We start from the raw sequence: 11,292 nt of genomic DNA, 5'->3' as shown, positions 1-11,292 counted from the left end.
GCGGTCCTCGACGGGTCAGTGGTTCATGAAGGAGGTGACGGGCAGGGCCCGTTCGACGACGCGGACGTCGCCGAGGCGGCCGTGCAGGATCTGGTCGATCGTGCCGCCGTACTCGTAGCCGCCGAGCAGCCAGGGCAGGCCGACGGAGGTGATGCCGGTCGAGGCCGCCTTCGGGTTGCGGACGACCGGGCAGCCCTCGACGTAGAGGGTGGTGTGCCGTCCGTCGTTCACGACGGCCAGGTGCCACCAGGTCTCCAGCGGTGTCTCCTGGCCCCAGTTGGTGGCGATGCCCTCCTGGTTCAGCGGGCGCATCGCCCACTGCGGCTCGCGGTCGTTGGAGAGCGAGAGGGTGGCCAGCGGCTCGTCGGGGTCGTCGGCGGTCTTGCCGGCGGCACCGCCCGTGCCGGTACGGCTGACGATGCCGGACCAGGCGTGATGGGCGGGGTCCCAGTCGGCGGGGAGGCGGTAGAAGGCCTCGATGGTGTAACCGGCGTCGAAGGTGGCCGAGTTGAGCGGGGCGCCGTCGACCGTGCGCAGATACGCGCCCTTCAGCGGCGACTTGCTGCCCCGGAACTCCAGGCTGCCGTGGCCGGGCTGGTCGGGATGGTGGTCGGAGGCCCACCCGAGCGTGCCGCCGCCGACGGTGACGACGCCGAGGTCGTTGCCGTGCCCGGACAGGTCACGGACCTTGTCGGTGACCGCGCTGTCGAACCGCCAGTAGGCCACCGTTCCCGGGACCAGTATCCGTGCCACCGGACGCGCCGGACGGGCGGGCACCGGGGCGAAGCCGGCGAACCGGTCGGCGAAGTCGATGTTCACCGTGAACCGGTCGGCGTCGCCGCTGAGTTCGATTTCCTGCCGCTCCAGCTCGTTGAGGTCCTTACCGGCCCGGCCCAGGATCCACGGGGAGACCGTCTCGACGTCGATGACGTTCCGGTCCAGGTCGAAGCGGTAGAGCCGGATCATCGCCGCGCCGCCGAAGTACCGGTTCTGGTAGTTCGTCAGATGGAGGTGGACGTCATGTCCCGCCGCGTTCTTGCGCGTTGCGCGGGCGGCGGGCCAGTAGTGGCCGTTGAGGGTGAGGAAGATCTGGTCGTGGTCCTCGACCAGCCGGTCCCACAACTGCTGCCCGTACGTGGACAGGGTGTCGTCCTCGACGACGAGTTCGTGCGTGGTGAGGATGGCCGGCGTCTTCGGGTGGGCGGCCAGGACGTCCTTCGCCCATGCGTAACCCTGTTCCGACAGCCGCCAGTCCAGCGCCAGCACCATCCACTCCCGGCCCGCGGCCCGGAAGAGATGGAAGGTGTTGTAGCCGTCGGCGGAGGCTCCGCCGAACGTGGACTTGCCCTTGAACCGGTCGGGGCCGAAGGCGTCCAGATAGGGCGTCGCCCCGCGCTGGTCGGTGGTCGACGACTTCACGTCGTGGTTGCCGGCGAGGACGCTGTAGCCGACTCCGCGCCGGTCGAGCAGCTTGAACGCCTCGCTGATCGCGGCGACTTCGGCGGCGGCCCCGTTCTGCGTGAGATCGCCGAGGTGGGACAGGAAGACGATGTTCTCGTCGTCCCGGCCGCCCTGCTCCAGCAGATACCGCAAGGAGGCTTCGACCGGCGCCTTGTCGATGCTCGGCCCGTCGAAGAGGTACTGCGTGTCCGGCATGACGGCGAGCGTGAAGCGACGGCTGTCGGTGTCCGGCCGCCGGCGCGACTCGGAGGCGGCTTCCGCCACGGTCGGCAGCGCGGCCCCGGCCGTGGCGGCGGCGCCGAGCAGAGCCGTGGCCCGCAGGAAGCTGCGCCGTCCGGCACCCGCCCGGGCATGCTCGGACCCGTGTTCAGGAGAAGTGCACACGTGTGCTCCGTAAAGGGGTGAAAACCAGGGGATTTCAAAGCGCGCGCAGGGTCCAGCTCCAGCGGTGGACACCCGGTGCGACGAGATAGGACGGGAAGGTGTCGGGGCCGCACGACGCCGTGCCGAGACCCCGGTGGGCCGCGTCGATGTGCACCACGCACCCGGGACGCGGGACCAGTTGGTCGTGATGGGTGACCGACGTGAGGTCCTCGGCCCGGAAACGGGTCACGGACACCTGACGCGGCTCGTCGAGCACGACCGCCAGCCCGGTCGCGTCCGGCGCCGACAGCCTGAAGTGCCGTACGCCGTTGCGGCCGCCGCTCTCCTGCGGACGGAGGTAGGGGGTGAACGTCTCGTCCACCGGCATCGAGTGGTGACCGACGGGCGCGGTGCGGCGGTCTGGGTACGACTCCCAGGGCCCGGGGCCGAACCACTCCATCAGGTCCGGTCCCGGCACCGTCTCGAAGACCGAGCCCACCCGCGCCACATCGGCGAGCGCGTCCGGCAGTTCGGCCGACTCCTCGATCCGCACTCCGCCCTCGACCGGCGTGAACACCTGCACATGCCGTACGACACCCACCTCGGCGGTGTACTCGGCCAGCACGGTGACCCGGTCCCCGTCCCGGCGCACGTCGGCCACCTTGCGGACGAGGGCGTCCAGCCCCCAGGACCGCCAGCGCAGGGCCATGCCGCCCAGTTCGTCGTTGTCGGTGGGCGCCCGCCACAGGGAGAGTGCGGGGGCGGCCGCGAGCAGGGGGTGGACGAGCAGACCGTCGCCGTCCACCTCGATACGAGCCGAGGAGGAACGGTTCGCCAGATCCCCCGGCACCGCCTCCCGCAACCGCACCTGCGGCAGACACACCACGGTCCCCGCGGGCGCCCACGCCTCCTCCCGCGCGGTCGTCACCCGCAAGGTCAGCCAGGCCTCGCCACCGTCCACCGGCAGCGCGAAGGGGAGCGGCACGGCCGCCGTCTGCCCCGGCCGCAGGTCAGGCAGCTCGGCCGGCGCCGTGCGGACACGGCCGTCCGCCAGGGACAGCTCCCATTCCCCGGACAGCCAGTCCAGGCCCCTGAAGTGCTGGTGGTTGCCGAGCACGATGCCCTCGTGCCGACAGGCCTCGATCCGCACCGGCGCCGCGATCTCCCGGTGCTCGAACATCACCGGCTTGGGCGTGCGGTCCGGGAACACCACGCCGTCCGCGATGAACGCCCCGTCATGGAGGAGTTCGCCGAAGTCGCCGCCGTACGCCCAGCGATACCCGGGCGCGGCGACACCGTTGTCACAGAGCCCGGCGCCCCCACGCCCGACCGGTCTTCCGTCGCTCACGCGCTGAAGGATTCCGTGGTCCCAGAACTCCCAGATGAACCCGCCCTGAAGACCCGGGGTGGACTCGATGGCGGCCCAATGGTCGGCCAGCGTGCCGTTGCTGTTGCCCATGGCGTGCGAGTACTCGCACAGGATGAGCGGCCTGGTCTGCTCCCCGGACCGGGCGTGCGCGACGCAGTCCTCCAGCGGCGCGTACATGGGGCAGGCGAGGTCGGAGGCGTCGTCGGTCGCCGCCCAGTCCAGCTTGGCCGCGCCCTCGTACTGGACCGGCCGCGTCGGGTCGTGCCGCCGGAGCCAGCCGGCCGCCGCGTCGTGGTTGGCGCCGTAGTCGGACTCGTTGCCGAGCGACCAGATGATCACCGAGGGGTGGTTCTTGTCGCGCAGCACCATCCGTGAGACCCGGTCGACGAACGCGTTCAGGTAGCGCGGGTCGTCCGCGATCTCGTGGGCGTGGTCGTGGGACTCGATGTCCGCCTCGTCGACGACGTAGAGACCGAGCTCGTCGGCGAGGTCGTAGAGGGCGGGGTCGTTCGGGTAGTGGGCGGTGCGGATCGCGTTGAAGCCGAAGCGCTTCAGCAGGGTCAGGTCCGCGCGCATGTCGTCGTACGACACCGTCCGCCCGGTCAGCGGGTGGAAGTCGTGCCGGTTCACGCCCCGGATGTAGACCCGCTCGCCGTTGACGAGGAGGTCCCGGCCGGCGATCTCGACGTCACGGAAGCCGATCCGGTGGTACGAGGTGTCGGCGACCGTGCCGTCCGCGCGGTGCAGTCGGACGGTCAGGCCGTACAGCTCGGGCGTCTCGGCGTTCCAGGTGCGCACGTCCGGGACGGTGGCCCGCATCCGCGCCTCGCCGAGGAAGTCGGAGACGCGCTCGTCCTCGGCGTTCAGGCGATCGAACTCGGTGTCCTGCGCGAGCGGAAGACCGTCGAGGTCGCCGGTGACGTACCACCCTGCGGGCAGCGCCCCGCCCGCGTCCCGCACCCGGCAGTCGACCCGCAGGTCGCCGCTGTACGCGGCCCGCACGGTCACGTCCGCCAGATGCAGCGGGTCCGTCGCGTACAGCAGCACCGAGCGGGTGATCCCGCCGTGCCACCACTGGTCCTGGTCCTCGATGTGCGAGGCGTCCGACCACTTGACGACCGTGAGACGGAGGGTCGCCGACGAGCCGGGGCGGACGACGCCGCTCAGGTCGAACTCGGCGGCCAAGTGGGAGTCCTTGGAGATGCCGACCGGCCGCCCGTCCACGTGCACGAGCAGCACGCTCTCGGCGGCGCCCACCTGGAGGACGATCCGGCGGCCGGCCCAGTCGGCGGGGATGCCGACCTCGCGCTCATGGACGCCTGTCGGGTTGGCGGCGGGCGTCAGAGGCGGGAACTCCGCGAACGGCATGCGGATGTTGAGGTACTGCGGCAGGTCGTCGGTGCCCTGCATCGTCCAGACGCCGGGGACGTGCGCCACCGACCAGGAGCCGCCGACCGGCGCCTCCGGAACGGGCAGCAGCTGAAAACGCCAGTCGCCGTCCAGGGGGAGTGATCCGGAGCGCCGGTCGACGGCGTTCATGGGGAGTCGCCCCCAGGAGGTCACCTCGGGGGCCTCCCAGGGGCGCAGGGCGATGAGCGGATCGAGCGGATCGCGGTTCATCCGCGGACGGCTCCCTTCGCGAGGTCGCCGATGATCTGCTTGGCGCCGACCGCGAACACGATCAGCAGCGGGATGAGGGCGAGCAGCGCGCCCGTCATCACGATGCCGTAGTCCGTGGTGCCGTGGGTGCCGTTGAGCTGGGACAGGGCGACCTGCAATGTGACGTTGCCGGGGTCGGTGAGGGCGATCAGGGGCCAGGCGAAGTCGTTCCACTGGCCCATGAAGGTGAAGATGCCGAGGAAGGCGAGACCCGGGCGCACCACGGGGAGCGCCACGTGCCAGTACTGGCGCAGGAAGTTCGCGCCGTCGAGCTTGGAGGCGTCCAGCAGCTCGTCGTGGATGGCGGTCCTCATGTACTGCCGCATCCAGAAGATGCCGAAGGCGTTCGCCGCGGCCGGCACGATCAGCGAGGTCATCGAGCCGATCCAGCCGATCTTGGCCATGATGACGAACTGCGGGATGACCGAGAGCTGCGCAGGCACCATGAAGATGACCATGAGCAGCCCGAACAGCACGTTCTTGCCGGGGAACTCGAACTTGGCGAAGACGAACGCGGCGAGCGAGTCGAAGAGCAGGACCAGGAAGGTCACCGACACCGCGACGAGCAGCGAGTTCCACATCGACCCGAAGAAGTCGACGGCGTCGAAGAGGTTGCGGACGTTCTCCAGGAAGTGCGTGCCCGGCAGCAGCTTCGGCGGGTAGGAGAAGATCTCCGTCGAACTGTGGGTCGACATGATCACGGCCCAGTAGAACGGGAAGGCCGAGACCAGCGTGCCGATGATCAGCGGGAGGTGCAGCGCGATCCCTCTGCGGCGAGATCCCTTGAGGGAAGAAGTGCGGGACTCCTTGATGGATGCCATGATGCGCGCCCTTCCTAGTCGCCGCGGCGCTGCACGAGGCGCCAGTTGATGATCGAGAACAGGACGACGACGAGGAAGATGCCCCACGCCACGGCGGCGCCGTATCCGAAGTCGTTGTTGTCGAAGGTCTGCTGGAAGAAGTAGAGGACCATCGTCTGGCCGGAGTGGCCCGGACCGCCCGCGAACGTCGAGTCGTTGGAGGAGGTCTGGAGCAGCACCTGCGGTTCGGAGAAGCTCTGCAACCCGGTCACCGTCGAGACCACCAGGACGAAGAGCAGGGTCGGCCGCAGCAGCGGCAGCGTGATCCGGAAGAACGTCTGGACCGGACCGGCACCGTCCATGCGGGCGGCCTCGTACAGGTCGCTCGGGATGGTCTGGAGGCCGGCGAGGAAGATGATCGCGTTGTAGCCGGTCCACTGCCAGGTCATCAGCGCGGCGATGGTGACCTTGATGCCCCACGGGGTGTTCAGCCACGCCACCTGGTCGATCCCGACCGCGTGCAGAACGGCGTTCACCATGCCCGCGTTGGTGGAGAAGATCGAGCCGAAGACGATCGCGACGGCGACGACCGAGGTGACGTTGGGCAGGAAGTAGGCGACGCGGTACAGGCCCTTGAAGCGGACCGCGGAGTTGAGCATCACGGCCGTGACCATCGCCAGGAAGATCATGGGGAAGGTGGCCAGCGCCCAGATGATGATCGTGTTGCCGATCGAGTTCCAGAAGTCGCTGTCGCTCAGCAGGTACTGGTACTGCGACAGTCCGGCCCACTCCATCGAGCCGAGGCCGTCCCAGCGGTGGAAGGACAGGTAGAGCGAGAAGCCGACCGGGAACAGGCCGAAGCCGAGGAAGATCAGATAGAAGGGGGAGATGGCGGCGTACAGATGCCAGTACTTGCGCAAGCCCGACCGGGGCTTGGCCGCCGGCGGCTGCGCGACGGCGGGCGGGGTCCGCTCCAGGACGGCCATCAGTGGCTCACCCCCAGGTGCTTCGCGATGCGCCGGCACTTGCTCATGGCGTCACTCCAGGCCTTCTTGGGGTCCTTGCCGAGGACGCCGACGTTCTTGATCTCGTCCTTGAGGGGCTGCCCGAGCGCGATGTCGAACGGGCTGTTGTAGGCGACCGCGATCTTCTGCGCGGCCGGCCCGAAGACGTCGGTGGTGACCTGGCCGCCGAAGAACTCGTCCGGCTCCCGCATCTGCTTCAGGTCGTAGGAGGCGGGCGTGGAGGGGAAGAGGCCCGCGTCGACGTAACCCTGCGCCTGGTTCTTCGCGTCGAGGAGCCAGGTGATGATCTGGAACGCCTGCTCGGGCTCCCGGCACGCCTTGGTGATCGACAGGAACGAACCGCCGTTGTTGGCGGGCCGCACCGGCATCTGAGCCACCCGCCACTTGCCCTTGGTCCTCGGCACGCCGTTCTTGATGTCGAAGGAGGCCCAGGAGGCGTTGAGCTGGCTCGGCAGCTTGCCGTCCTGGATGGCCGACAACTGGTCCGGGGTGCCGCTGACCAGGTCCGAGACGATGCCGCGCCGCTTGGCCTCCACGGCCAGGGCCCAGGCCCGGCGCACATGCTCCTGGTCGCCGATGAAGTGGCGGTCCTTGTCGACGTACCGCTCGGCGCCCTGCTGCACGACGTTCTCGAAGACGGAGTTGACGTCGGTGAGCAGCCGGGCCCCCGGCACCCGCTTGCCCAGCCGCACGCCCGCGTCGAAGAACTTCTCCCAGGTGCTGAGCTCGTTCGTCACGTCGTCCGGCTCGTACGGCAGCCCGGCCTTCCGGAAGACCTCGTACTGGTAGTAGTGCGCGACCGGCCCGCAGTCGATGGGGAAGCCGACCATCGTGCCGTCGTCGGCGATGCCCTGGTCCCACTTCCAGGACAGGTACCGGTCCTGGTACTTCTCCGCGCCCAGCGTCCGCAGATCGATGAACTGGTCCGCGTTGGGGAGGTAGGCGGCCATGTCCTCGCCCTTGAGCCCCGCGATGTCGGGGATGTGGGCCCGGCCGGTGATGGTGGTGATCAGCTTGGACCGGTACTGGCCGCCGATCTGGATGGCCTGGAGGTCCACGGAGCTGTCGTAGCGGGCCTTGGCGTTCTTCACGACGCTGTCGCTCAGGCCGCCGCTCCAGTACCACAGCACCATGTTCCGGCCGGTCGAGCCGGTCGGAACGGCACAGCCGGACGCCAGGCCGCCGAGCGCCGTGGCGGCCGTACCGGCCAGGCCCGCGCGCAGCAGGCCTCTTCGTGAGAGCCGCACAGCTCCCACCGCCTTTCGGATCTTTTCGGGCTTCGCAGGGAAGGGGCGTGGGGGAGTTCTGGTTCGGGGAGTCAGGTCTGCCGTGCGGGTGGGGTCACGGGTGCGTACGCGACGGGCGGCCCGGGATCGTCCGGGAGCCGGTCCGCCAGGAAGCCGTACGCCGACCTCAGGCCGGGGTCGGTCAGGGAGCGCCACCAGCGGTCGACGCCGTACCAGCCGGGGGCCGCGAGCGCCCCGCCGGGCCGCTGGACGGAGAGCCCGGCGGCGAGCACCGCGAACCGCAGCCGTTCCTCCAGCGGCCAGCCGCCGAGCGAGGCGGCGACGAAGCTCGCGCCGAACACGTCACCGGCGCCGGTCGCGTCCAGGACATCGATGTCGAGCGCCGGGACGTCCGCGTACTCGCCCGTCGTCTGGTCCACCGCGACGGCCCCGTGCCCGCCGCGCGTGACCACGGCGACCGGCACCAGTTCGGCGAGTCTGCCGAGGGCCGCGACCGCGCTGTCGGTGCGGGTGTAGGCCATGGCCTCGGACTCGTTCGGGAGGAAGGCGTGGCACAGCCGCAGCTGGTCCAGCAGGTCCGTGGACCACTGCTGGGTGGGGTCCCAGCCGACGTCGGCGTAGATGCGGGTGCCGTTCGCGGCGGCCTCGGCGATCCACTCGCGGGGCCCGGCCTCCAGGTGCACCAGGGCGGTGCGCGCCGCGGGCGGGTCGCCCATCAGCACGTCCTGCGAGAACGGGGGTTCGGAGCCGTGGGTGACGAGGGCGCGGTCGTGGCCCTGGGCCAGCGAGACGGTGACGGGGGTGGGCCAGCCGTCCGCGGTGCGGGAGAGCGAGAGGTCGATGTCCTCCTGGTCGCACAGCACGTCCCGGCAGTACTCGCCGTAGAAGTCGTCGCCGAAGACCGTGGCCAGCGAGGTGCGCAGACCGAACCGGGAAGCCGCCACCGCGAGGTTCGCGATGCCGCCGGGGCCGCAGCCCATGCCGCCCGTCCAGATCTCCTCGCCCGGCGTCGGGGGTTTCCCGAGGCCCGTGAGGACGAGGTCGTAGAAGAGCAGCCCGGTCAGGAGCACATCGGGCCTGTCGTCATCCACCGGCAGCGCCTCTCGTCAAAACACGTCAATTTCGATGACCGGAATCGTGCGCCGCTCCGCACGATTGGTCAATACCCGAGCAGAAGTGAGCATGGATTTGATTGAAGATGACGAGTAGTGTTCACGGTGTGCTGGCAGAACGACGACATCAACTCATCCTGCGGGCCCTGCGCTCGGGCGGTCCCGCGGCCGTGACCGATCTCTCCGAGCAGCTGGGTGTGAGCCCCGCCACGATCAGGCGCGACCTGGTCAAACTCGAGGAGGACGGGCTGCTGACGCGCGTCCACGGCGGTGCCGTCGCCGACGAGGGCGACCAGCCCTTCGCCGAGGTCGCCGAGGTGCGCGTGACCGAGAAGGACGCGATCGCGGCGCGCGCGGCGGCCATGGTCGAGGACGGTCAGTCGGTCCTCCTCGACATCGGCACCACCGCCTACCGCCTCGCCCGTCAGCTGCACGGCCGCCGCCTCACGGTGATCACCAGCAACCTGGTGGTCTACGAGGAGCTCGCCGACGACGAGGGCATCGAGCTGGTCCTGCTCGGCGGCATGGTCCGCCGCGAGTACCGCTCCCTGGTCGGCTTCCTCACCGAGGACAACCTGCGCCAGCTGCACGCCGACTGGCTCTTCCTCGGCACCAGCGGCGTGCGCCCCGGCGGGCAGGTGATGGACACGACGGTCGTCGAGGTGCCGGTCAAGCGCGCCATGATCAAGGCGAGCGACAAGGTGGTGCTGCTCGCCGACGCGGCGAAGTTCCCGGGTACGGGGATGGCGAAGGTCTGCGGTCCCGAGGACCTGGACGTGGTGGTGACGAACGCGCCGGTGGACCCGGTGACGCGGGCCTCCCTGGAGGAGGCGGGCGTCGAGGTGGTGCCGGCGGGAAAGGCTCAAGCGTGAAGCTGACGATTCTGGGCGGCGGCGGGTTCCGGGTGCCGCTCGTGTACGGGGCCCTGCTGGGCGATCGCGGCGAGGGGCGGGTGACCCAGGTCGTCCTGCACGACCTGGACGCCGGCCGGCTCACCGCGGTGACCCGGGTGCTCGCCGAGCAGGCCGCCGGGGTCCCGGACGCCCCCGAGGTGACCGCCACCACCGACCTCGACGAGGCGCTGCGCGGCGCCGACTTCATCTTCTCGGCGATCCGGGTGGGCGGCCTGGAAGGCCGGGCGAACGACGAGCGGGTGGCGTTGGCGCAGGGTGTCCTCGGTCAGGAGACGGTCGGCGCGGGCGGCATCGCCTACGGCCTGCGCACGGTCCCGGTCGCCGTCGACATCGCCCGGCGGGTGGCCCGCCTCGCCCCCGGCGCCTGGGTCATCAACTTCACCAACCCCGCCGGTCTCGTCACCGAGGCCATGTCCCGCCACCTCGGCGACCGGGTCATCGGCATCTGCGACTCGCCGGTCGGCCTCGGCCGCCGTATCGCCCGCGTGCTCGGCGCGAACCCGCGCGAGGCCTGGATCGACTACGTCGGCCTCAACCACCTCGGCTGGGTCCGCGGCCTGCGCGTCGCGGGCCGCGACGAGCTCCCGCGCCTGCTGGCCGACCCCGGGCTCCTCGGCTCCTTCGAGGAGGGCAAGCTCTTCGGCGTCGACTGGCTCCAGTCCCTCGGCGCGATCCCCAACGAATACCTGCACTACTACTACTTCAACCGCGAGGCCGTCCGGGCCTACCAGCAGGCCGAGAAGACCCGCGGCGCCTTCCTCCACGACCAGCAGGCCCGCTTCTACGACGAGGTCGGCGCCCCCGGTGCGAAGGCCCTGGACCTCTGGGACCGCACCCGCGCCGAGCGCGAGGCCACCTACATGTCCGAGAACCGGGAGACCGCCGGCGCCGGCGAGCGCGACGCCGACGACCTCTCCGGCGGCTACGAGAAGGTCGCCCTCGCCCTGATGCGGGCCATCGCCCGCGACGAGCGCACCACCCTGATCCTCAACGTCCGCAACCGGAGCACGCTCTCCGTGCTCGACGACGATGCCGTGATCGAGGTCCCCTGCCTCGTCGACGCCAACGGCGCCCACCCCGTCGCCGTCGCCCCGCTGCCCGGCCACGCCACCGGCCTGGTCTGCGCGGTCAAGGCGGTCGAGCGGGAAGTGCTCGCCGCGGCCGGGTCCGGCTCCCGCGCGACCGCGGTGAAGGCCTTCGCCCTGCATCCGCTGGTCGACTCCGTGAACGTCGCCCGACGGCTGGTGGAGGGCTACCGCGAGGTCCATCCGGGCCTGGCGTACCTTAGGTGAAACACCCGCTGGTAAGCGCTTTCTCCACCTGCTGGTGAGGGCCTTTCCTC

8 protein-coding genes are annotated in these 11,292 nt (G+C 70.3%); 2 read left to right on the top strand and 6 right to left on the bottom strand.

The annotated features are described in order from the left end of the window. Positions 1 to 15: 15 nt before the first annotated feature. From DI272_RS08390 to DI272_RS08365, 6 genes are all read right to left on the bottom strand, one after another. A complete protein-coding gene (locus DI272_RS08390; protein WP_109494735.1) occupies positions 16 to 1,845 on the bottom strand; it encodes a LamG-like jellyroll fold domain-containing protein in 1,830 nt (609 codons plus the stop codon). Positions 1,846 to 1,879: 34 nt separating this feature from the next. Next, positions 1,880 to 4,813 carry a glycoside hydrolase family 2 TIM barrel-domain containing protein gene (locus DI272_RS08385; protein ID WP_109494734.1) on the bottom strand — a complete coding sequence of 978 codons (2,934 nt, stop codon included), beginning with the start codon at positions 4,811 to 4,813 and terminating at the stop codon, positions 1,880 to 1,882. Then, positions 4,810 to 5,673, bottom strand: a complete 864-nt coding sequence (locus tag DI272_RS08380) for a carbohydrate ABC transporter permease (protein ID WP_109494733.1) — start codon at positions 5,671 to 5,673, stop codon at positions 4,810 to 4,812. Before DI272_RS08380 ends, DI272_RS08385 begins: the two co-directional genes overlap by 4 nt. A 14-nt stretch (positions 5,674 to 5,687) precedes the next feature. Continuing rightward, a complete protein-coding gene (locus DI272_RS08375) occupies positions 5,688 to 6,638 on the bottom strand; it encodes a carbohydrate ABC transporter permease (RefSeq protein WP_109494732.1) in 951 nt (316 codons plus the stop codon). Further along, positions 6,638 to 7,924, bottom strand: a complete 1,287-nt coding sequence (locus DI272_RS08370) for an extracellular solute-binding protein (protein WP_109494731.1) — start codon at positions 7,922 to 7,924, stop codon at positions 6,638 to 6,640. The genes DI272_RS08375 and DI272_RS08370 overlap by 1 nt, the downstream gene beginning before the upstream one ends. Before the next feature lie 71 nt (positions 7,925 to 7,995). Further along, the gene (locus tag DI272_RS08365; protein ID WP_109494730.1) at positions 7,996 to 9,015 is read right to left on the bottom strand and encodes a carbohydrate kinase family protein; all 1,020 of its coding nucleotides are present in this window, start codon (positions 9,013 to 9,015) and stop codon (positions 7,996 to 7,998) included. Positions 9,016 to 9,143: 128 nt separating this feature from the next. Between DI272_RS08365 and DI272_RS08360 the strand changes: the two genes are divergently transcribed. Together DI272_RS08360 and DI272_RS08355 are read left to right on the top strand one after the other, a co-directional pair. After that, positions 9,144 to 9,908: a DeoR/GlpR family DNA-binding transcription regulator gene (locus DI272_RS08360; RefSeq protein WP_109494729.1), complete on the top strand. Its 765-nt coding sequence runs from the start codon at positions 9,144 to 9,146 to the stop codon at positions 9,906 to 9,908. Beyond that, positions 9,905 to 11,242 carry a 6-phospho-beta-glucosidase gene (locus tag DI272_RS08355; RefSeq protein ID WP_109494728.1) on the top strand — a complete coding sequence of 446 codons (1,338 nt, stop codon included), beginning with the start codon at positions 9,905 to 9,907 and terminating at the stop codon, positions 11,240 to 11,242. Before DI272_RS08360 ends, DI272_RS08355 begins: the two co-directional genes overlap by 4 nt. Positions 11,243 to 11,292: the final 50 nt, after the last annotated feature.

This window comes from Streptomyces sp. Act143 (assembly GCF_003143935.1).
Classification (GTDB): Bacteria; Actinomycetota; Actinomycetes; order Streptomycetales; family Streptomycetaceae; genus Streptomyces.
This window is presented reverse-complemented; position numbering and strand designations above follow the sequence as displayed.